At 63.0% G+C, this 22,178-nt stretch carries 19 protein-coding genes; 5 read left to right on the top strand and 14 right to left on the bottom strand.

The window, feature by feature from the left end; genetic code table 11:
- The first annotated feature begins 84 nt into the window (after window positions 1–84).
- Window positions 85–243 (top strand): hypothetical protein, encoded by a 159-nt coding sequence (locus IFT44_RS01460; RefSeq protein WP_192047161.1) that lies wholly within the window; start codon window positions 85–87, stop codon window positions 241–243.
- A gap of 129 nt (window positions 244–372) precedes the next feature.
- Here IFT44_RS01460 and IFT44_RS01455 read toward each other — a convergent pair whose 3' ends face one another.
- The 5 genes from IFT44_RS01455 to IFT44_RS01435 all read right to left on the bottom strand — a co-directional run bounded on the left by IFT44_RS01455 (window position 373) and on the right by IFT44_RS01435 (window position 8,095).
- Window positions 373–1,392: a branched-chain amino acid aminotransferase gene (locus IFT44_RS01455; protein ID WP_122715253.1), complete on the bottom strand. Its 1,020-nt coding sequence runs from the start codon at window positions 1,390–1,392 to the stop codon at window positions 373–375.
- 92 nt (window positions 1,393–1,484) lie between these two features.
- A complete protein-coding gene (locus IFT44_RS01450) occupies window positions 1,485–4,565 on the bottom strand; it encodes an error-prone DNA polymerase (RefSeq protein WP_192175283.1) in 3,081 nt (1,026 codons plus the stop codon).
- Window positions 4,562–5,977, bottom strand: a complete 1,416-nt coding sequence (locus IFT44_RS01445) for a Y-family DNA polymerase (RefSeq protein ID WP_192175282.1) — start codon at window positions 5,975–5,977, stop codon at window positions 4,562–4,564. The genes IFT44_RS01450 and IFT44_RS01445 overlap by 4 nt, the downstream gene beginning before the upstream one ends.
- A 7-nt stretch (window positions 5,978–5,984) precedes the next feature.
- Window positions 5,985–6,602 carry a translesion DNA synthesis-associated protein ImuA gene (imuA, locus tag IFT44_RS01440; protein ID WP_192175281.1) on the bottom strand — a complete coding sequence of 206 codons (618 nt, stop codon included), beginning with the start codon at window positions 6,600–6,602 and terminating at the stop codon, window positions 5,985–5,987.
- Window positions 6,603–6,751: 149 nt separating this feature from the next.
- Complete coding sequence (locus IFT44_RS01435; RefSeq protein WP_192175280.1) at window positions 6,752–8,095, bottom strand: putative bifunctional diguanylate cyclase/phosphodiesterase; 1,344 nt, start codon at window positions 8,093–8,095, stop codon at window positions 6,752–6,754.
- Window positions 8,096–8,296: 201 nt separating this feature from the next.
- Here IFT44_RS01435 and IFT44_RS01430 point away from each other — a divergent pair, with 201 nt between their 5' ends.
- Complete coding sequence (locus tag IFT44_RS01430; RefSeq protein WP_185793438.1) at window positions 8,297–8,959, top strand: HAD family hydrolase; 663 nt, start codon at window positions 8,297–8,299, stop codon at window positions 8,957–8,959.
- A 116-nt stretch (window positions 8,960–9,075) separates the two neighbouring features.
- Here the strand turns inward: IFT44_RS01430 and eutC are convergent, their stop codons facing one another.
- Genes eutC through eat form a run of 3 tightly spaced genes read right to left on the bottom strand, consistent with a single transcriptional unit; the run spans window position 9,076 to window position 12,689 of the window.
- Window positions 9,076–9,882, bottom strand: coding sequence for an ethanolamine ammonia-lyase subunit EutC (gene eutC, locus IFT44_RS01425; protein WP_192136742.1), 807 nt, complete (start codon window positions 9,880–9,882; stop codon window positions 9,076–9,078).
- Between the two features lie 46 nt (window positions 9,883–9,928).
- The gene (locus IFT44_RS01420; RefSeq protein WP_192136741.1) at window positions 9,929–11,320 is read right to left on the bottom strand and encodes an ethanolamine ammonia-lyase subunit EutB; all 1,392 of its coding nucleotides are present in this window, start codon (window positions 11,318–11,320) and stop codon (window positions 9,929–9,931) included.
- Between the two features lie 10 nt (window positions 11,321–11,330).
- Window positions 11,331–12,689 carry an ethanolamine permease gene (gene eat / locus IFT44_RS01415; RefSeq protein WP_192175279.1) on the bottom strand — a complete coding sequence of 453 codons (1,359 nt, stop codon included), beginning with the start codon at window positions 12,687–12,689 and terminating at the stop codon, window positions 11,331–11,333.
- A gap of 366 nt (window positions 12,690–13,055) precedes the next feature.
- On the opposite strand from eat, the gene IFT44_RS01410 reads away from it, so the two are divergent.
- Window positions 13,056–13,526, top strand: a complete 471-nt coding sequence (locus tag IFT44_RS01410; protein ID WP_122476948.1) for an LEA type 2 family protein — start codon at window positions 13,056–13,058, stop codon at window positions 13,524–13,526.
- 39 nt (window positions 13,527–13,565) lie between these two features.
- On the opposite strand, the gene IFT44_RS01405 is transcribed toward IFT44_RS01410, so the two are convergent.
- Entirely contained in the window at window positions 13,566–13,820 is a 255-nt protein-coding gene (locus IFT44_RS01405) for a hypothetical protein (protein WP_122476946.1), read from the bottom strand.
- Window positions 13,821–13,977: 157 nt separating this feature from the next.
- On the opposite strand from IFT44_RS01405, the gene IFT44_RS01400 reads away from it, so the two are divergent.
- The gene (locus IFT44_RS01400) at window positions 13,978–14,298 is read left to right on the top strand and encodes a DUF883 family protein (RefSeq protein WP_122476944.1); all 321 of its coding nucleotides are present in this window, start codon (window positions 13,978–13,980) and stop codon (window positions 14,296–14,298) included.
- Between the two features lie 82 nt (window positions 14,299–14,380).
- Here the strand turns inward: IFT44_RS01400 and IFT44_RS01395 are convergent, their stop codons facing one another.
- The 3 genes from IFT44_RS01395 to IFT44_RS01385 all read right to left on the bottom strand — a co-directional run bounded on the left by IFT44_RS01395 (window position 14,381) and on the right by IFT44_RS01385 (window position 16,021).
- Entirely contained in the window at window positions 14,381–15,406 is a 1,026-nt protein-coding gene (locus tag IFT44_RS01395; RefSeq protein ID WP_192102077.1) for an Ldh family oxidoreductase, read from the bottom strand.
- Window positions 15,407–15,481: 75 nt separating this feature from the next.
- Window positions 15,482–15,748 (bottom strand): PepSY domain-containing protein, encoded by a 267-nt coding sequence (locus tag IFT44_RS01390; protein ID WP_122476941.1) that lies wholly within the window; start codon window positions 15,746–15,748, stop codon window positions 15,482–15,484.
- Between the two features lie 81 nt (window positions 15,749–15,829).
- Complete coding sequence (locus IFT44_RS01385) at window positions 15,830–16,021, bottom strand: hypothetical protein (RefSeq protein ID WP_185793444.1); 192 nt, start codon at window positions 16,019–16,021, stop codon at window positions 15,830–15,832.
- A gap of 267 nt (window positions 16,022–16,288) precedes the next feature.
- Here IFT44_RS01385 and IFT44_RS01380 point away from each other — a divergent pair, with 267 nt between their 5' ends.
- Window positions 16,289–16,663, top strand: a complete 375-nt coding sequence (locus tag IFT44_RS01380; RefSeq protein ID WP_122476937.1) for a Mor transcription activator family protein — start codon at window positions 16,289–16,291, stop codon at window positions 16,661–16,663.
- A gap of 39 nt (window positions 16,664–16,702) precedes the next feature.
- Here IFT44_RS01380 and IFT44_RS01375 read toward each other — a convergent pair whose 3' ends face one another.
- Window positions 16,703–20,404 carry a translocation/assembly module TamB domain-containing protein gene (locus IFT44_RS01375; RefSeq protein ID WP_244652067.1) on the bottom strand — a complete coding sequence of 1,234 codons (3,702 nt, stop codon included), beginning with the start codon at window positions 20,402–20,404 and terminating at the stop codon, window positions 16,703–16,705.
- Entirely contained in the window at window positions 20,401–22,128 is a 1,728-nt protein-coding gene (locus IFT44_RS01370; protein ID WP_192175278.1) for an autotransporter assembly complex protein TamA, read from the bottom strand. Before IFT44_RS01370 ends, IFT44_RS01375 begins: the two co-directional genes overlap by 4 nt.
- Window positions 22,129–22,178: the final 50 nt, after the last annotated feature.

Here is a 22,178-nt window from a genome sequence, read left to right as displayed (position 1 = left end):
AACGGTATAAAGCATTGTGCCATCAGGCCGATACAGCAATTGGCAGGGGATCATCCCTGCGCGGGCGATCAACAGGAGAGACCCATGATTACCTTTCTGCTGGGCTGGTGCGCACTGTCCGTACTCGGGACCTTCGTTTTCGTGGGGCTGATACGGGCAGACAAGCGACGAGAAGTACAGGCCATGGAAAATGCGCGCACGCAGTTCCAGCGCATTTCTTTTCAGACGCATTTGGCGAGCTGAAATCGCAAGGCTCTACCTGAGGCATGCAGAGTCGACGCGCGATGCTCGACACTGATGACGATGCCGCTCGAACGAGCGGCTACGGAATGCAGGGCAAGCAGGCCGCCAGGTGCCAGCCTGCCCTGAAGATCAGACCTTGACGATCCACCCCTGTGGAGCTTCCACGTCACCGGACTGGATACCGGTCAACTCCTTGTAGAGACGTTGCGTGAATGGGCCCACTTCTTCCTGGCTGAAGAACACGTGCAGTTTGTCCTGATATTCGATTCCCCCGATCGGGGTAATCACTGCCGCGGTGCCGCATGCCCCCGCTTCCTTGAACTGGTCGAGCTGATCGATCAGCACATCACCTTCGATCACTTTCAAGCCCAAGCGTGATTGCGCCAGTTCGATCAACGACAGACGGGTGATGCCAGGCAGCACGGACGGTGATTTCGGGGTCACGAATTCATCGTTGCGGGTGATCGCGAAAAAGTTCGCCGAACCCACTTCTTCGATCTTGGTGTGGGTCTGGGGGTCCAGGTAGATACAATCGGCAAAGTTTGCCTTCTTGGCGTTGGAGCCCGGCATCAGGCTGGCGGCGTAGTTGCCACCCACCTTGGCAGCACCGGTGCCGTTGGGCGCGGCGCGGTCGTAGCCGGAAATGACGAAGTTGTGCGGTTTCATGCCACCTTTGAAGTAAGGGCCGACCGGAATGCAGAAAATCGAGAAGATGAACTCGGGCGCAGTGCGCACGCCGATGTTGTCACCTACGCCGATCACGAACGGACGCAGGTACAGTGCGCCGCCTGAACCATAGGGCGGAATGAAGCGCTCGTTGGCGGCGACCACCTGGCGGCAGGCGTCGATGAACACCTCGGTGGGGACTTGCGGCATCAACAGGCGACCACAGCTGCGCTGCATGCGCAGGGCGTTCTGGTCGGGGCGAAACAGATTGATCGAACCATCCTTGCAACGGTAAGCCTTGAGGCCCTCGAAGCACTGCTGTCCATAGTGAAGCGCGGTGGAGCCTTCACTGATGTGCAGCACGTTGTCTTCGGTCAGGTTGCCCTGGTCCCATTCACCGTCGCGCCAGTGCGACAGGTAGCGCAGGTCGGTCTTGATGTAGTCGAAACCCAATTTGTCCCAGTTGATGCTTTCGTGACCCATGACACCCTCTACCCTTTGGCGATCGCCTGAACAGCACAGGCTTTTACGAATGGACACAACAATACTGCATTTGCCTGGACCGCGCAGCCTGGCTAGTGGAAATCGCGGCTTCGCACATCCAGCCCATGGAGCATGGCGCTGACATCGGCCATATGCCCGGCGATGACGTGGCGCACGCCGTCCTTGTGCTCGAACCGGCCCTTGACCTGCATCATCTGCGAACCCACCAGCACCCGCCGCTGGCGCTCGGCCAGATCCCGCCAGACCACCACGTTGATCATGCCGAACTCGTCTTCCAGGGTAACGAAGGTCACCCCGCTGGCGGTCGACGGCCGTTGCCGACCCGTCACCAACCCGGCCACGGTGACCGGACGACCGTGGGCCAGGCTCTGCAGGTCATGGGAGCTGCGGCAGCGCAGCGCCTGAAGCCGCTCGCGCAGCATGGCCAGCGGGTGCGGACCCAACGTGGTACCGAGGCTGGCATAGTCGGCGTAGAGGTCTTCGCCGACACTGGGGACCGGCAAGGCTACGGGCTCCTCGCGCAGGCCGGGCGCTTCGGCGAACAACGGCAACTGCTGCTCGACGCTGGCCACATCCCAGCGCGCCTGATGGCGATGCCCTACCAGGCCGACCAAGGCATTGGCATCGGCCAGCTGTTCCAGGCTGCGGTTGTCCAGCCCACAGCGCCGGGCCAGGTCGGTGACGTCGCGGAACGGCCCGTCCAGGCGGCCCTGCTGTACGGCGCGCCCGGCTTCCTCACGCAGGCCCTTGACCATTCGCAGCCCCAGACGCAGGGCCGGTTGCCTGCCGTCGCTGGGCTCAAGGCTGCAGTCCCAGTCGCTGTGGCACACATCGACGGCGAGGATCTGCAGATGATGGCGACGTGCATCCTGGAGGATCTGGTCGGGACTGTAGAAGCCCATGGGCCAGCTGTTGATCAGCGCGCAGGCGAAGGCTGCCGGCTCATGGCACTTGAGCCAGCAACTGGCATAGGTCAACAAGGCGAAGCTGGCCGCATGGGACTCGGGAAAACCGTAGCTGCCGAAGCCCTTGATCTGCTCGAAGATGCGTTCGGCGAACTCACGGGTGTAACCGTTCTTGAGCATGCCTTCGGTGAGGCGGAGCTGATGCGGTTCCAGACCGCCGTGGCGCTTCCAGGCGGCCATCGAACGACGTAACTGGTCCGCCTCCCCTGGCGTGTAGCCAGCGGCGACGATCGCCAATTCCATCACCTGCTCCTGAAACAGCGGCACGCCCAGCGTGCGTTCGAAGACTTTCTTCAGGGCCTCGGAAGGATAGCTCACGGCTTCCTCGCCGTTGCGCCGGCGCAGATACGGGTGAACCATGTCACCGACGATGGGCCCTGGCCGTACGATGGCGACTTCGATCACCAGATCGTAGAACGTCTTGGGTTTGAGCCGCGGGAGCATTGCCATCTGCGCCCGCGATTCGATCTGGAACACGCCGATGGTATCGGCGCGGCTGATCATGGCGTAAGTCTGCGGGCACTCCTTGGGCAACGTCGACAGGGTCAGTTCGCGGCCACGGTAGCCGCGCACCAGATCGAAACAGCGGCGGATCGCGCTGAGCATGCCCAGCGCCAGAATGTCGACTTTCAACAGGCCCACGGCATCCAGGTCATCCTTGTCCCATTGGATCACCGTGCGCTCGGCCATGGCGGCGTTCTCGACCGGGACCAGCGTGTGCAACGGGTGCTCGGAAATGACGAAGCCTCCCGGATGCTGGGACAGGTGACGGGGAAAACCGATCAGCTGCTCGGTCAGGGCCAGCACCCGCTTGAGCACCGGGCTTTGGGTTTCGAAGCCGGCTTCCAGCAACCGCTCGAGCGGTGGCAGGTGGTCGCTCCAGCGCCCGAAACAATCGGCCAGGGCAGTGATCTGGTCCGCTGGCAGGCCCAGTGCACGTGCCACATCACGCACCGCGCCCGTCCCTCGATAGCTGCTGGCGACAGCAGTCAGGGCGGCGCGGTCGCGGCCGTAGCGACGGAACACGTATTGCAGGACTTCTTCGCGCCGCTCGTGCTCGAAATCCACGTCGATGTCCGGCGGCTCGTTGCGTTCCCTGGAGATGAAGCGTTCGAACAGCATGTGCGTTTCACGCGGGTCGAGCTCGGTGATGCCCAGGGCGAAACAGACCACCGAGTTGGCGGCCGAGCCACGTCCCTGGCAGAGGATGTGCCGTTCGCGGGCAAAACGGACGATGTCGTGGACGGTGAGGAAATAGCTTTCATAGCCCAGCTCGATGATCAGTTGCAGTTCCTTGTCGAGCAACGCCTGCACCTCGGGGTCCACCCCCGACGGCCAGCGCCGGCGCGCACCCTGGGCACTCAAGTGGCGCAGCCAGGAACCGGCCTCGTAACCTTGGGGCACAAGCTCGCGCGGATATTGATAGCGCAGCTGGCCCAGATCGAAGCTGCAACGCCGGGCTATATTCAAGGTTTCCTGCAGCAGCGCGACGGGATAGATGTCGGCCAGTTGAGACAGCCCGCGCAGATGGCGCTCGCCGTTGGCAAACAGCACGTGCCCCGCTTCGGCCACCGGCACGTGATGGCGTATGGCAGTGATGGTGTCCTGCAGAGCCCGCCGGCCACGGGCATGCATGTGCACATCGCCACACGCCACTGCCGGCAGGCCGAGGGTCTTGGCCAGGCCAAGCAGACCTTGCAAGCGCCGCGCGTCATCGGCGCCGCGGTGCAACTGCACGGCCACCCACAAGCGCTCGGCAAAACGCCCCTTGAGCCAATGGCCGTGGGCCAGATCGTGGGGTTCATCGGCTATCCACAGTGCCAGCAAGCCTTGGCGATCGACCTGGTCGAGGTCATCACGCAGCAAACGGTACTGGCCCTTGCTGGCGCGCCGCCGAGCCAGGGTGATCAGACGGCACAGGGACTGGTAGCCGTCGAGGTTCTGGGCCAGCAACACCAGCTTTGGCCCCTGTTCGATGCGCATTTCACTGCCGACGATCAACGTCATCGAATGGGCCTGAGCGGCCTGCCAGGCGCGCACGATACCGGCCATGGTGCATTCATCGGTGATCGCCAACGCTTGATAGCCCAGCGCCGCAGCCTTGGCGAACAGCTCCTGAGCACTGGACGCCCCGCGCTGAAAGCTGAAGTTGGAAAGGCAATGCAGCTCGGCGTAGCCCTGGCTCATGCGAACCAACCCTGCAACAGCAACTGAGGGTCATCGCCCACTGCGCGGTAGGCCCAGCCCCGTCGCCCTGCCGAAGTTTCGACCAGATAGTAGTCGCGGCGCACATCGCCACCGTCCCACCAACCCGATTCAATACGCTCAGGCCCCGCCAGCACACGCAGGCCCTGCGCGGGCAAAGGCTCGGCCTGCTCCAGCAACCAACCTGGACGCGCTGCGCTCAGGTCCGGAGAGACCGGGACCCAAGCGCCATCGTTGCGCCAGGCTCGCTCGGGGCGATGGTCCGCGTGGGCGCGCAGATCCTGCAGGGCATCGTCGCCCAGGCGTGCCCGCAGGCGTTCACGCAATTGCTCCCAGGGTTGGGTCTGTTGCGGGCGCTGGTCGAACAGCTCTTTGCAGGCGGGTACGAAACGCGGCAGATCGAGCGCGCTCAACCGTACCACCTGCACAGGCCGGGGTACCTGCAGATGCTCGAAGCGCCCGCGGGCCAGTTCTAACAACAAGGCGGGGTCCCGCTCGGCAGCGAGCAAGCCGACTTCGACCAGGGTGTCTTCGCCCTCGGCATGCTTGAGATGAAGGGTGAAACGCTGCACCCCCACATCCCGCCCGGCCAGATACACCGCCAGGTCATTGATCAGACGCCGCAAGGGAAACAACAGCGCCTGATGGGATTCCACATCGAAGTTGAGTTCGATGTGTTGGTCGAATACATCGGCAGGCATGAAGAATTCGAGGGCCAGAGGCCGGTACCCGAGCAGGGTATCCAAGTGACTGAGCACCTGGGCAGGAAAACGCCTGGCCAATTGCGCCCTGGGCAGCGCCAACACCTGGCCCAGATGGCGCATGCCCATGCGTTTGAGTGCGATGGCATCGGCGGCGGCAAGGCCGACCCGCTCCACCGGCAAGCGCTGGAGAACATCGGCCAGCGTCGATTGATCCTCGACGCTGAGACCGTCATAGGCGTTGGCCAGCATGCGTGCTGCGGCCGGATTGGGGGCCAGGGTGATGCGATGGCGGAAGCCCAGTGCATCAAGTTCGCTGCGCAGCCTCGCCTCGAACTGAGGCCATGGCCCGAACAGTCCGAGGGTCGACTGCACTTCGAGCAGCAGGACCCGGGGGTAATGCACGCTGACCTGGGAGCTGAACCGATAGGCCCACGCCGCGAGGAACCGCTGCCAGTGTTCGATCTGTGCCGGGTCGTAGGGTGCGGTGGCGAAATCACGGCTCAGCATGTAGGCGGCGGTGAGTGACTGCCCCGGCTTCAGGCCAAGTTCACGTGCTGCCGGGTTGACCGCTTGCAGCACGCGTCGCTGCAGCGGGCCGGTTACCAGGGCAAGCGGTTGCTGCGGATCTTCGCGCTGGCGCAGCACGGCGTCGAGCGCCAGTTGCGGCAGCAGAATGCAGGCCCACAGCATGGCAATCTCAAACGTGACTGACGAAAGTAACGGGCATCGCAGGGGGTATCCCGCCGCGACATTTGAGTACCTGCACCTGCCCGGCAGGCCCTTGCAGCGACAGCCGCAGCGCTGCCGGTGACGGGTTGAGCGCCGCACGTTGTTCGCGCAAGGCAAAGCCCAGGGTCTCGCCGGTTTCGGCCGCCACCTGCAGCCGTCGCAAGGCTTTGTCATCGGGGTTCTGCGGCCAGCAGAGTACCGCTGCGCAGCTGCCGGAACGCAGGCACTGCTCGGCAGCCCACAAGGCGTCCTTGCCTTGGGCCTTGAGCACGCACAGGTGCTGCAAACGTACACCCGCTGCCATCCAGGCATGGGGATAGGGGATGAACGGCGGTGCTATCAATACGATTCGTTCGCCGGCCTGGCTCAAGCGTGCGAGGGTCGGCCAGAGCAACTGCAATTCGCCACTGCCGTTGGCGGCAAGAAGGATTTCACTGAGAGCCGCCGGTGGCCACCCCCCACTGGGGAGCACGGCATCGAGGGCAGCATGCCCGGTGGGCTGCAAGGCACTGGGGGCGCTTTCCTGACGTCCACGCCAGATGCGGCGTTGGTCGATCAGGCCGTCCAGGCTGACCACGGCGCCCATCACTGAGCTGCCCTCAAGGCCAGGCTGCGCGGAAAATAAATGTCGGTGAGTGGGAGTGATCTGTTCATGGCTGCATTTTTACTACTGTATGCATAAACAGTAAAGCGTCTATTTTCAGTTCTCGCCACCCAGGGTGCCAACGGTACCGATCAGGCCGGCGTTGCCACCAGCAATTTGCGCAACGGGAACCGCGATGCGCCGCTCCAGCCGAGAAATTCCTGTTCGGGCATGGGCCGGGCGAAAAAATAGCCTTGGGCTTCATCGCAACCCAGGGCGCGGATCATCTGCATGCACTTGAAGGTTTCGACGCCTTCGGCCACCGTGCGATAGCCCAGTTTGCGCGCCAGTTCCAGTACCGTCTGCACGATCAGCTGATGCCGCGGGCTGTGCTCCATGCCGGTGATCATCGACTTGTCCAGTTTCACCACATTGGCAGGTATCTCGTGCAGGTAGGAGAAATTGCTGTAGCCGGTGCCGAAGTCATCAATTGCTACATCCACGCCCAATTCGCGAATGGCGGCCAGCTGCGTCAGCACCTGGGGATTGGAACGCAGCCACTCGCCTTCGGTGATCTCGACTTCGAGGCGCTCGGGGTGGATGCCGTGGGTGCGACAGGCCCCGCTGATCACCTGGGTAATGTCGTGGCCATCGAAATCCAGCGCCGAAAGATTCAGCGACAGCTTGGTGAGCACCGTTGCGGGCCATTGGGCCAGCTTGGCCAATGCCGCGTCGATGACCCAGCGCGTCACGCTGTGGATCAACGCGCTCTTTTCCAGCACCGGAATGAACTCGGCGGGCGAAACCGGGCCCAGCCTTGGATGCTCCCAGCGCAGCAGTGCTTCGGCACTGACCTGATCACCCTCGGGCAAGGCGAAACGTGGCTGGAACACCAATCGCAGCTGTCCATCGCGCAGCGCCTGGGTCACATCGGCAGCCAACCGGAAGGACCTGCGATAAGCGTTGTCGCGCACGGGGTCGTACCACGCCCACGCCTGGCCGGCGAGCAGCGCCAGTTCGGCCGCGTACATGGCTTTGCGCAGTGCATCGCGGACCGCTTCGAAGCTGAGCAGAAAGGGCGTTACGCCAGCGCGCACGGTGGGTCGAACCGGCATGCCTTCTATCTGGGTGGGACAGCGCAAGGCGTGTACGAGCATGTCGAGATAGTTGCCGACATCGGCTTGCTCGGCGTCCAGCACGAAGGCAAAACGCTTGCGCCCGATATGATAGACCCGCCCCTGCCCCGCGCGCAGGCGCTTCAGCCGACGCGCTATGCAGCACAGCAGGTTCTCGAACGGGATCATGCCTAGGGCCAGCGTCATGTCATGGGCCCAGGCGGTGTCTACGGCATCGATCAGCACCAGATGACGCGATGCTCCCGGATGCTGCAGCAACAGGTGGCCAAGATCGGTGAGAAATTGTCGTCGATCGGGCAACAGAGTAAGCCGATCACAGGACACGAAAGCCTGAGCAGAAGCATGAACGGGATCGGACATGACACTTTCCTGCAGATGTCAGGCTCGAGCTTCCTGCGAGAGACCGGGCAATTTAAGAGAGGAACTATTCAATTGATGGCAAAATAACATCACACTAAATACTTGCCAAGCTTCATCTTCCCCGTCGCAGATCCGCAAGCATCGGAACTGACGGTCGACACTGCTACACTGCGGCAAACCCTGGGATGGAATGGACGATTCATGCTCGAAGCTCTGCTGTTCGACCTCGATGGTACATTGACTGAAACCGACGCCCTGCACCTGCTTGCCGTGCAGCAATTGCTGGCCGAGGAAGGTCGCGAATTCACCCATGAAGAGTTCCAGTTGCATGCCAGCGGCCGGGCCAATGCCGACATGTGCCAGTACCTGTTTCCAGAGCGTTCGGTGGCGGAGCACGAAGCGTTCGCCGATCGCAAGGAAGCGCGCTTTCGCGAACTTGCACCGCAACTTGCGCCGATTGCCGGGCTGTTGCGCTTGCTCGACTATGCCGAGCAGGCGCAACTGGGCATGGTGGTAGTGACCAACGCACCGCGTGCCAATGCCGAACACATGCTCGATGCCCTGGGCCTGGCCGAGCGCCTGCCGACAGTGGTGGTTGCCGAAGAGCTGGCACGCGCCAAACCCGATCCGCTGCCCTACCTTACCGGCCTGCAACGCTTGGGCGCACGCGCCGAGGCAGGCATTGCCTTCGAAGATTCGGTACCTGGGGTAACTGCTGCGGTTGCGGCTGGGCTGTTCACCGTGGCGCTGTCGACCAGCCAATCGGCGCAGACCCTGCGGTCCGCCGGGGCTAACCTGGTGATCGAATCCTTCGAGGATGAAAACCTCTGGATTCATATCGAAAAGATGCGCAATCCCCTGTAACCGCGAAACCGCCGACGCGGCTCGCCATCCCCTGTAGCAGCGGCGCAAGCCGCGTCTGGGCTTACCGCGTTGGGCCAGATGCACCGCGGATACCGCCGACGCGGCTCGCGCCGCTGCTACAGGGGGTTGTCGAGCAAGAAATTCCCCGGTCGCTGCGGGGCGTCGTTTTCGATTTCGGGTACCAACGCTTCATCCTTGAGGTGGACGCCCGACAGCTTGCGTTGCCAGGCCTCGCGCATCAGGTACTGCAACTTGTGCGCAGCGGTGGCGTAGCTCAGGCCCTGCTGGCGAACATTGGAAATGCAGTTGCGCGCGGCATCGTTCAACCCCACTCGCGGTGCATAGGTGAAATACAGCCCGAGGCTGTCGGGCGAACTCAGGCCCGGCCGCTCACCGATCAGCAGTACCACCATGCGCGCGCCCAGTGCCTGCGCTACCTCGTCGGCCACGGCCACCCGTCCTTGCTCGACCAGGCACACCGGCGCAACGCTCCAACCCTCATCACCCGCAATCTGCTCGATGCGTTGCAGCATGGGCAGCGCATGCCGATGCACAGCCAGCGCGGAAAGACCGTCGGCGATCACCACCGCCAGGTCGAACCCTGCCGAACTCTCGCCGGCGTGAGTGAGCAGCTGCTGGAGCGAAGCCTCGTCCAGGCGCCGACCCAGGTCAGGACGCTGCAGATAGACATGCCGGTCAGTCGCCGCGCTGTGCAGGCTCAAACTACCGGGACAAGCCTCGGCGAGCGCTGCCTTGTCGAACGGCAGGTGCACGGCATCGCGGGCTTGCGCATGGGCGTACTGGAAGTCCAGCTGTGCGCTGCTGGGCAAGCTGGTGCCGGCCCGGCCCAGGGCTATGCGCGCCGGTGTCAGTGCGCGCAGCGCGCTCCAGGGGTCGCCTCGGGTGGGAGTGTTGTCGTTCATGGCTCACCTTCGAGCAGATGGATAGCGTTAGCCAAACCTTGGCCCGTCAACCCAGACGGGCCAGGGCCGTGCCGAACAACGGCGGAACACCCGTACCCAGGCGCAGCTGGCCGTCCTGCTGTTGCAGAATGTCCATGCGCGCCAGCCAATCTTCGAACTCCGGTGCCGGCCGCAGGCCCAGGGTCTTGCGCGCATACAAGGCATCGTGAAAAGAGGTGGTCTGGTAATTGAGCATGACGTCGTCCGACCCCGGAATGCCCATGATGAAATTGATACCGGCCACGCCCAGCAGGGTCAGCAGCATGTCCATGTCATCCTGGTCAGCCTCGGCATGATTGGTGTAGCAGATGTCGCAACCCATGGGCACACCCATCAGCTTGCCGCAGAAATGGTCCTCGAGCCCTGCGCGGATGATCTGCTTGCCGTTGTACAGGTATTCAGGGCCGATGAAGCCGACCACGGTATTGACCAGGAATGGGTCGAACCGCCGTGCTACCGCATAGGCCCGCGCCTCGCAGGTCTGCTGATCGACCCCATGGTGGGCGTTGGCGGACAACGCACTGCCCTGCCCGGTTTCGAAGTACATCAGGTTGTTGCCCTGGGTGCCGCGCTTCAGGCTCAGGCCTGCTTCATGGCCTTCCTGCAACACCGCCAGGCTGACACCGAAGCTGCTGTTGGCCGCTTCGGTGCCGGCGATGGACTGGAACACCAGATCCAGCGGCACGCCGCGCTCGATGGCGGCTATCGAAGAGGTCACATGGGTCAGCACGCAGGATTGGGTCGGTATGCCGTAATGCTGGATCACGCCGTCGAGCATCTTCAACAGCTCGCTGATGGCGCTGAGGCTATCGCTGGCCGGATTGATGCCGATCATGGCATCGCCGTTGCCATACAGCAGGCCATCCAGAACACTGGCAGCGATACCGGCCGGATCGTCCGTGGGATGGTTCGGCTGCAGCCGGGTCGACATCCGCCCACGCAGCCCTACCGTGTTGCGAAAGCGCGTGACCACGCGAATCTTCTGCGCCACCAGGACCAGGTCCTGCACACGCATGATCTTCGACACGGCAGCGGCCATCTCCGGCGTGATGCCGGGCGCCAGGGCCCGCAGGCTGGCTTCGTTGGCCTCGTCGCCGAGCAGCCAGTCACGAAAGCCGCCCACGGTCAGATGGCTGACCGCAGCAAAGGCCGGGGCATCGTGGGTATCGACGATCAGGCGGGTGACTTCATCCTCTTCATAGGGGATCAGCGCCTCGTGCAGAAAACGCGTGAGCGGCACGTCCGCCAGGGCCATCTGCGCCGCCGCCCGCTCGGCGTCGCTGCCGGCAGCGATTTCGGCCAGGTAGTCCCCCGAGCGTGCCGGACTGGCCTTGGCCATCAACTGCCGGAGATTGTCGAAGCGCCAGGTCTGCCCGGCGATGCTGTGCACGAAACTCATGCTGCCCTCCTCACTCGCTGGCCATTGCGGGGTGGCTGTCGCCGCGGCTGCGCACGAATACGCAGAACAGCGAGCCGAGGCACATCAGACCGATGAAGATCCCGCAGATCATCGCATTGAACCACACCATCGCCACCAGACACACCAGCGCCAGCACCAGCGCAATGGCCGGCACCAGCGGATAGCCGGGCGCGCGGAAGGAACGCTCGAGCTGAGGTTCGCTGTGGCGCAGCTTGAACAGGCTGAGCATGCTCATGATGTACATGACGATGGCGCCGAATACGGCCATGGTGATCATCGCTGCGGTCAGGCTGAGCCCCTGCAGGTTGACCAGCCCATCGCTGAAGATCGCCGCGATGCCCACCACCCCACCGGCGAGGATGGCGCGGTGCGGGGTGTGGAAGCGCGATAGCTTGGCCAGGCCCTTGGGCAGGAAACCCGCCCGTGCCAGCGCGAAGAACTGCCGTGAATAGCCCAGGATGATTCCGTGAAAGCTGGCGACCAGCCCGAACAGGCCGATCCATACCAGCATGTGCATCCAGTTGGAGTTCTCGCCCACCACGCCTTTCATGGCTTGCGGCAGCGGGTCGTTGATGTTCGCCAGGGCGCGCCAGTCGCCGACGCCGCCGGCGAAGATCATCACGCTGATGGCCAAGGTGACCAGGGTCAGGATCCCGGCGATGTAGGCCCGGGGAATGGTGCGTTTGGGGTCCTTGGCTTCCTCGGCGGCCATGGCCGCACCTTCGATGGCCAGGAAGAACCAGATGGCGAAAGGAATCGCCGCGAACATCCCGCTCAATGCACCGAGGCTGAACGTGTCGGACCCGGCCCAACCGCCCAGGACGAAGTTGCTGAAACTGAACGCCGGCGCCACCACGCCCATGAACACCAGCAATTCGAACACCGCCAGGATGGTCACCACCAGTTCGAAGGTGGCCGCAATGCTCACGCCGACAATGTTGAGGCTCATGAACACGGCATAGGCACCGACCGCGGCCCATTTGGGATCAAGGCCGGGAAACTGCACGTTGAGGTAGGCGCCGATGGCCATGGCGATGGCCGGCGGGGCGAAGACGAATTCGATCAGGGTCGCCAGCCCGGCAATCATGCCGCCTGCAGGGCCGAATGCGCGCAGGCTGTAGGCAAATGGACCACCCGCATTGGGAATGGCCGTGGTCAGTTCGGTGAAGCTGAAGATGAAGCAGGTGTACATCACAGCGACCATCAGCGTGGTGCAGAGGAAACCCAGGGTGCCGGCACTGCCCCAGCCATAGCTCCAGCCAAAGTATTCACCGGAGATCACCAGGCCAACGGCGATACCCCAAAGGTGCAGCGTGCCCAGCGTAGGTTTGAGTTTCGAAACGGTCATGGGGTGTGCCCTCGGAGACGGATGTGCGCATAGGAACGTTCCTGAAGGGTAACCATAGGCGCCAAGTGGCTACTTGACGCCTCGAAAGTGAAAGCAGCCCTACTCTCGATGGTCGAACCGCTGCGCCAGTCTGGGGCTTGCCGCGATTGACTGCCCCGATCCAACGCACCGATGCCCGCACTTCCCAGGCGGCGCAGGGCTGGGCCCACAGGAACGCCATTTCTTTGAAACATCTGCACACATCAAGCCAGTCCAAGCCTCTGCCAGGCACATCCTGGTTCGCTCATCCCGCAGAATGGCGAACCCAGAGCCACACTCATGGTCGCACTGAGGGAGCGACGTGCTCGGTCCGGGAGTTACCCACTCATGTTTCGCTTATTGCGCAGTTGCTTGACCCTGGCACTCCTGGCCGGCATAGCGGGATGTTCGCTGTTGCCCTCCAGGGATCCGGTTTCCATCAGTGTGGTGGGCATCGAGCCCTTGCCTGCGCAAGAGCTGGAGCTGCGCTTCGCCATCAAGCTGCGGCTGCAGAACCCCAACGAAACCGCCATCGACTACGACGGCATAGCGGTGAACCTGGACGTCAACGGCCAGCCGTTGGCCAGTGGCGTCAGCAGCCAGCACGGTCGTATCGAACGTTATTCGGAGGAAGTGCTGGCCGTGCCTGTGAGCGTGTCTGCGTTTACGGCGTTGCGCCAGGCCGTGGGCCTCAATCCCGCCCAGAGCCTGAACGGCATGCCCTACCGATTGCATGGCAAGCTTGCCGGCGGACTGTTCGGAACGGTGCGCTTCAGCGACAGCGGTACCTTGAGCCTGCCGGCTGCAGCGGGCTATTGAAACCCGGCGCTTGTGCCGCCGAATCCGACAGCCCCTGGCTCAGCGTGCCGCGGCCATCAGCTTGTTCACTTCGGCACGCACCATGTTGGCGTATTCAGGGGGAGACATGCCGTCCAGCTCGGCGCGTACCCACTCGGCCCAACGCCCCTTGCGTTTGGCCTTTTCCCCAATGAGTCGGGCAGCGTCGGCCTTGGCCTTGCCCAGGTTGGCTTGCCACAGCTCGTAGAGACGGGCCTTTTCATCCTCGATCATGGCGCGCTCGGCCAGCGAACGATTAGCGAGATTGAAGCTCATTGCGAATACCTGCCAGCAGAAAAAACAGGCGACATCTTACACGTCTGGACATGAAACCCTGTAGGAGCAAACGCTGCACCTGAGCCCTGCATGCAACTTTCCAGGGCGCCGGGACTCAATCTTGCACTGCCTTAAATAAACACCAGGAGTGAGTGAAATGGCCCGTAGATCAAGTGCTGAATCGGCCGAGGATCAAATCAAGGATCAAGTTTTCAGCGAGCTGCTGGCGTTGATCGAAGAATCGGAAAAAATGCTCAGGGACGGCGCCTCCCTGGTGGGTGATGACGCCAATAGCCTGCGCGCGCAAGTCAATTCCAAGCTGGAGCATGTTTCGTACTCCCTGGCCGGGCTGCGCGAGCGCGCCAAGCCAGTGGTCGAAGCCACGCAAACCTACATCGGTGGCCATCCTTGGCAGACCGTTGCTGCTTCGGCAACCTGCGGCCTGTTGCTGGGGCTGCTGCTGGGCCGTCGCGACTGATCAGTCCGCACTGCACCCACAGATTTCACCCGTGTTCTCGCATCGTTGTTCCGGGCCGTCGATCGCAGCGGCCCTTCCTGCATCATTCTCCAGCCAAAGCCCGCAATCTTTCCAACTCTTCGACAGGCATCGAAATGCCCTGAGTCCTTGCCAGTGCGCGCTGGCGATAGCGCCTGTCGCCCGAGAGGCGCGATTGCCCGGCTTCATGCATGCGCTCGACCAGCTCGCGGCTACGTTCGGCAAAGTTCTGGCCAGCACGCTTGTCAGGGTCGATGACGATGATCAACTGCCCGGTCCAGGGCGTCTGCGCACCAGGATGACGTGTCCAATCGAACTCGAAGGAAAAATTTCCACCGGTGAGGGCCGCTGAAAGCAGCTCCACCATCATCGACAACGCCGAGCCTTTGTGGCCACCAAACGGCAGCAGCGCCCCGCCATCGAGAATTGCCGCCGGGTCGGTCGTCGGCTGCCCGTGCTTGTCGACACCGGCACCGACAGGCACGGGATGCCCGGCCCGTGCCGCGATCTGCACATCACCGTGGGCCAGTGCGCTGGTTGCCATGTCGAAGACCAGCGGATCCTTGCCTGCGCACGGCGCTGCGAAGGCGATCGGATTGGTGCCGAACAATGGCTTGGTGCCTCCATGGGGAACGACGCAGGTCATGCTGTTGACCACGCTCAGGGCCACCAGGCCTTCGGCAGCGAACGGTTCGACATCTGGCCAGAGCGCAGCAAAGTGATGGGAATTGCGGATCGCCAGCACGGCGATACCTGCCTCGCGTGCCTTGCTCACCAACAGCCCGCGCGCCGCGGCCAGTGCTGGCTGGGCAAAGCCACCGGCGGCATCCACTGCCACATAACCACTGGCAACGTCTTCGACCTGCGGACGCGCCTTGCCGTCCACCCAGCCGCTGGCCAGGGTGGAAAGGTAACCGGGAATGCGGAATGTGCCGTGGCTGTGGGCCCCGTCTCGTTGGGCAGTTGCACAGTTGTGAGCAAGAATGTCGGCCACCTCGGCAGAGGTGCCATGACGCAAGAAGATCTGACGCAGCAAGTGCGTCAGATCTTCGAAGGACAGCGATTGAACGGCGGGGTCGCTAGCAGGCATCGGGCATTTCCTGGCGTCAACGGAACGAGGCCCTAGTACGCCACACCCACCCGCCTCAGGACAAGCCCGCGGGCATCAGTCCTTCTGATCGCGCAGCACGTTGCCCGACTGGCCGTCGATACGGAACTCGTAGGCTACGCCGTCGGCTTTCTTGCCCTCACCTTCCCAGTAGCCGTTGTCGTCAGCTTCGATTTTCCACACTTCCGTGTAACCCTTGGACTTGGCGGTCTCGATGGCTTTCTCGATGGTGATCCAACCAGCGCCGGGCTTGTCGGCCAGCGCCAGGCCAGCGGTCATCAGGGCGGAAGTTGCAACGACGGCAGTCAAAGTCTTCTTGAACATGGGGCACTCCATAACAGTGATTGGTTTGTGCTGCACTGTCTTGGAGCGTCACCTCGAAAAATTAGTTCAAAGGCCGCCCGCTTACGGTCGCTTGACCTTGCGACGCAGCACACCGTTGATCACCACCACCAGTACGGCGATACCCATGGCAATGTACTGAAAGAGTTTTTCAGTGATGACGCCCTGGGTCTGCAGATAGGACAGCCCGAGCATGATCAGCAAGACCACCAGGGCAATCAGCAAGGAATATTTGATACGTTGAGCTTGAGTCATGTAGAGGTCCTGACAGTCGTGTTGGCCCGGATTCTGTTGCCGGGATGTATCTGTTTGCATGCCATGTTACATCGCCAGGGACCACCGAGGCATAGTGTTCGAGCACATCGCCACGGCCAATGTCATGCCAATGACGGTATGGATTTCCCACGCAGTTGCCGGAACCTGCCCACAGCCAGAGACCTCTTGACTCCTAGAGCCTCAGGGGCGCCTGGACAAGAATGACCTCCGGCCGGATTGGCCAAGTGCTGCCACAAGGAAGTCACCATGAACACCCAACAGCTCCAGCAGATCGACGTCGAGCAACTTCCCCATTCGCTGCAGGTATTGATCGAATGCATCGGTGTCGAACAGGCCTACCGCCTGACCCAGCTCTACGGCGGACGCCCGCGCTACATCCCCAAACACCCGCAACGCACCGCCCTGGCGGAACATCTGGAAGCCGCAACGGTAGTGGCGTTGATCCAGCGCTTCGCCGGCATGGCCCTGGAGATTCCCAAGGCCGACCATTTCCTGCGCCAATGGCGCAACCAGCAGATTCACCACGAGACGCGCAACGGCACCTCACGCAGCGTCCTCGCCCACAAGTACGGCCTGAGCCAGCGGCAGATCGGCAATATCCGCCGCACCCTGGCGCTCTGAGTCCTACTCAAGCCCGACTAGCGGACTTGGGATCGAGCCTCAGAAATCACGTTTGTAGAACAGGTCCAGCGAACTGGCGACGCCGCTGGCCACTTCCAGATACAGACGCTTGCTCAACAGGTAGCGCAAGGCGATGGTATTGGCCGGCTCGAACACCCCCACGCCATAGCGCAGGCTGAGCTTCTCGGAAATGTTGCCGCTGGCGACCACACTGGTGGCATCGCCGCTGCCCTGGGTGTCGAGCTGGAAATCTTCGATGCCCAGGTCGGTGGCCAGTTTGCTGGTGACCCCCGAACTGCCCATCAAACCCAGACCGAGCGCCGCCTGGGCGAGCATGTTGTTGTCCTCGCCGCCGTTGCCCAATGGCCGGCCCAACACCAGGTAGGAGAGCGCCTGTTCCTGGCTCATGGTCGGTTCCGAGAACACTTCGCTGGTGGGTTGCTCGGCATTGCCGGTCAAGCGGATCCCGGCGATCACATCACCGGTGGTGCGGATCGCCTCGATATCCAGGTACGGCTGACTGATAGGCCCGGCAAACAGCAAGCGCGCGCGGCGTATGGTCAGACGTTGGCCATAGGCGTTGTAGCGCCCGTCATTGAGGGCCAGTTCACCCCGGGTGTCCAGGTTGTCGCCGATATGAACATGGCCTGCCAGGTTGGCGCTCAGGCCGAAGCCGTTGAACGTGAGTTTTTCCTGGCCCACTTCCACATCGATATCAATCGCCATGGGCAACGGCGTCTTGCCCTGCTCGGTCTGGTTGCCGACGATGACCACGTCATCGGATAGCTTCACGGTGGACGGCGGCAATTGCCGAACCACGATGGCACCCTTGGGAATGAACACCTTGCCGACCACGGCGAGACGCTCGCCATTCATCTGGATGCGCAGGTCGGGCGCCGCTTCCAGGGTTGCATAGGGTTCGACATTGATCGGCAGCCGCGAGCCCTTGAGCTGCACGTCTACATCCAGGGCATCGGCCCAGGCGACGGTGCCGCCCAGCGACCCTTGGCCGGTCTTGCCGCTTTTCCAGCTGCCCTGCAAACGCACGCTTTCACCGGCGATCTGCGCCTGCAACTGCAAGTCTTCAAGGGTGGTCGGCAGTTCCGGGCCGGCTATTTCGCCACCGCTGAGACGGACGTTGCCGTTGACCTGCGGTGCCATCAGAGAACCTGTGATCTGTCCGCTGCCATCGAGCTGCCCCTTGAGGGTTTCGACCATGGGCACGAAGGGCCGAGCGATGGAAAGGTCGAGCCCGGCCAGGCGGAAACTGCCGGTGACAGGCTTGCTCTCCGGGATCGGATCGATCTGCGCAATCACCTGCAATTGCCCCAGGCGATCCCCGCGAAAATTGAGCTCGGTATCGATTCGCTTCGGGTTCAGACGGCTGGTCAGACGCAGGGTTTGATAGGGGAAGTCGACCCACTGCTGGTCGTTGCGCACCCGCAAGGTGCCGTTGCCGGCATCGACCGTGATCTCACCGGCCGGACCGCTGGCGGGCACATCCACCGCCACGTCGGCATTGAGCAGGCCCTGCCAGGCGAAATCCTTCGGCAACCACTGGGCCAGGCTGTCCAGCGGGAACTGCTTGAGGTGGTAGCGCAGGCGCGGCTCGGGCGCCAGGCGCTGGTCTTCGCCACACAGGCTGGCCTGTCCTGAGCGCCAACAATGGGCACCGAAGTTGACCTGCCCGCCAGCCAGGTATTCCAGTCGCGCTGGCGCCTGCAGACGCCAGTCCTGGCCACCGGCCTGCACCGAACCGCTGGCCAGTCGCCCGCGCCAGCTGCTTTGTGCGGTGAAGCCTTTGTCCAGCGTACCGTCCAGACTGGTCGCCAGGGCAAGCTGAGGTCCCTTGAGAGCCAGTTGCACTTGCTGTCGCTTGATATCGCCCGAGGCCTTGGCGCTCAAGGTGCCCAGGTCGGTTGCACCTGCACGAATGCCCGCAGCGGTCAAATCCAGCGTGCCGCGCTGGGCCCCATCGAGGCCGGCGTCCAGGGTCAGGTTCTGCAGACGGTTGCTGTCCATTGCCAACTGTTGGCCCACCAGCTTGAGCTTGCCTTGGGGTGCCTGCAGGGTACCTGCGGCATCCATCTGACCTTTCAACCGACCCTGCAGCCCGGGCCACAACTGCCCCAGGCGGGCCAGGTCGATGTCCAGCCGACCCTCGACTCGCTGCTGCAGGCTGCCTTGACCCTTGATGCGGTTATCACCCAGGCGAACGTCGAGGTTGCCCAGCGTCCAGCGTTCGCCCGCGCCTTGGGCCTTGGCCTGGAGCACGGCCGGTTGCCCGCGCAAGCGGCCCTTGAGGTCCAGGTCGGCATCGAGGCTGAGTCGTTCGTTCTTGAATTCACCCGTACTGCGCAGAGGGCCGGCGAGGCTGCCGGGCATCTGCGCGACCCAGTACGCCGGATCGATGGCGCTCAAGGCGAGTGCCGTGTCCCAGGCGATGCCGTCGGCAAACTTCACGTTCAAGTGCCCTGCCGCCTTGCCCTGCCCGGCCACCAGTTCCAGCTGGGGCAGGAAGACCTGCTGCAGGTCGCCGCTGAACGGTGTTACCAAGGTGAATGCACCAGCCGGGCCATCGAAGGCACCTTTCAGGTTGCCCAGGTACTTGCCGTCGCTGTAATCGATCTCGCCGTTGAAACGCCGCACCTTCACGGCTGGCTCGGCAATGACCGGGTACAGGCGGTGCCAGGGGAAGTCCAGCCAGTCGATCCTGGCCTTCGCCGCCAGGGCCTGTTGCCAATCCAGAGAGCCAGACAGCCGCAGGTGCTGTTGCGCGCTGGACGAGATGTCCAACGCCTGCACCACGGCACCCTTGGCATCCACCCGCGCGCCAAGCAACAGGGTCATCGGCGACTGCTCGGCCGGCAGACTGGCCCGGCCATCGATGGCATAGCCAGCCTGCAGGTCACCCTTGGCGAGGAGTTCCAGCTGATTGAAAGCCAGAGTGTCGGGCAGCCCGGCGCTGGGTTTGAACGCCTCGCTCTGAATGCGCAACTGCGCAGGCAAATGCTCGGCCAGCGGCTGCACCGTGCCGGTGATCAGCGCGGGCAGGTAGCCGCTACTCTCCCCGTCCAGGGTCAGTGTGTCCAGCAGATCGCCCGTGGCGTTGAGGGTGACCTGCCAGGGCTTGTCGTCCACTGCCGGCAGTTGCACCTGGGCGTCGAGATCGAGCGGCCATTGGCCGCCAGGGCGCAGAGTGCCGTGCACATCCAGCACCAGTTCATCGCGCTGCAGGTGGGCTCGGTCGATCTTGAGGCCGTCGGCGGTCCAGTGCGCTGCCAGCTCCAGACCGCTCAGCTGTTGCACCCCATCCAGCTCCAGGCTATCGATACGCACATCGCCAAGCTCTATCGCGACGGGCAATTGCAGATCGGGCAATACGATCGGACCGCTGCCGGCAGGCTCTTCGCTGGCAGGCAACTGCGCAAGAATGGCGCCGGTGTGCAAGGTGTCGATGCACAGGGTCATGCGCCACAGGCAAGCGGGTGACCAGGCCAGCTCAAGCGCCTGCACCTCGACTCGGGTCGCCTGCTGCTGCCATACCAGCCTGTCGGCCTGCCAATGCCCGCCCAGCCTGCCACTGAAGTTTTCCAGGGTCAGTCCGGGCACGCGAGCCAGCGCCCAGTGGCTGCCGGCTTGCGTGCCCAATACCAGCGACACGGCCACGATCACGGTCAGCAGCAGGGCTGCGACCGCCCCTAGGGAGATCAGCAGACCTCGTTTCAGTGCGGGCTTCATAGTTCCGGCCCCATGGAAAAGTGCAGGCGCACGCCACCGTCGTCATCCATGGCGTGGGCCAGATCGAGACGAATCGGGCCTACCGGGGAGACCCAGCGTACGCCCACGCCGATGCCCGTCTTGAGGTCGGCGAACTTGAGGTCGTTGAACGAGTTGCCCTTGTCGATAAAGGTCGCCAGGCGCCATTTCTCGGCAATCGAGTACTGGTATTCCACGCTGCCGGCCACCATGTAGCGTCCGCCGATGCGGTCGCCATCGGAGTTTTCCGGAGACAGGGTCTGGTAATCGTAGCCACGCACGCTCTGATCGCCACCGGCGAAGAAGCGCAGCGAAGGCGGAACGGATTTGTATCCGTTGGTGGCGTTGCCGCCCAACTGCACCCGGCCAAGCAAGCGGTGATTCTGCGCCACGGTGGTCAAGCCCTTGAGCATTACGTTGCCATGCAACAGGTTGGTGTCCGACATCAGCCCTTCCTTGGCCACTTGCGCATCGAGCTGCACACGGTAGCCATTGTGCGGGTCGACCTTGTTGTCGCTCTTGAGGTAGGTGTAGCTGATGCCTGGCATCAACAGGGTACTCAGGCCGGTGTCGTCGCCCAACCGGTATTCTTCGCGTTGCCACTTCAGCGAGATGACTCGCTGCCAGCCGCTGGGTAGCTTGCTGTGCCATTCCGGGCCGAATGTCAGCAGTTTGCTCAGGCTGTCGGTGTCGGCCAGCTCTTCGTATTGGTAGCCACCAGCCCAGCGCAGTTTGTCGGTGAGGGGTGGATCCAGGGGGATGTCATACCAGAGCCCGACGTTCTGCCGAGGCGCGGAAAGCTCCATTTCCGCACCATAGCTGTGGCCCTGGGGATTGACCCAGTGGCGGGTCCAGTTGGCTTTGCCGCGCGGCCCCACATCGGTCGAATAACCCAGGCCCAACCCCATGGTCCGGGGCTTGCGCGTGGTCAGTTGCACGTCCACGGGAATGACCCGCTCGGTGGCTGCCGTTGGCGCCGCGTCGACCCGCACGCCTTCGAAATAGCCACTCGATTGCAGCGCCTGGTTCAGCTCGGCAATCAGTTCGGAATCGTAGGCGGTGTCTTCCTTGAAGGGCACCATGCGCTGCAGCAGTTCATCGTCGAAAGGCGTGTCGCCCTGGAAACTGACCTTGCCCAGCTTGAACCGCGGACCGCTGTTGTACACCAGTTCGATGTCGGCCAGGCCTGCCCGTGGGTCGACGGCCAGGCGCTGCTTGCTGAAGGTGCCACTGAAGAATCCATAGCGCGAGGCCTGGTTCTGTATCAGCTGCTTGGCATTCTCGTACTGACCGTGGTTGAGCACCGCGCCAGGAGCCAGCTCGCGACTGTGCGGCACGCGGAAGGCCTTCAATTGCGCCGCCGGACCTTCGACACGTACGGTGACGTTGCGCAGATGTATAGGCTCTCCCGGCTCTATGTGCAGCAGCAGGCGGGGATTTTCTCCCGGCTGTACTTCGCTGCTCACTCGCGCCTGGTAATAGCCCAACGCCTGCGCCGCTTTCTGCGCCTGCTCCTCGGCCCCGCGACTGAAGCGCAACAGTGCCTCGCCGTCACGATCGCCCAGGCTGCCGATATAGCCTTCGACATTGCTCTTGAGCGCCGCATTGGCAGGGTTGATGCGCACATCGAGTACGCTTTGGGCCTGAGCCGCCATACATGCAACCAGTAGCGCCAGGCTGCCGGCCAATCGTCCTGAATAGTTCATAGGCGAATGCTATCACGACCTGTACGTCGATTTGGACCCTGCCAGGCGTC

The organism is Pseudomonas sp. CFBP 13710 (assembly GCF_014842235.1).
Classification (GTDB): Bacteria; Pseudomonadota; Gammaproteobacteria; order Pseudomonadales; family Pseudomonadaceae; genus Aquipseudomonas; species Aquipseudomonas baltica.
Note: the sequence above shows the minus strand (reverse complement) of the source record. Positions and strands in the feature narration are given on the sequence as shown.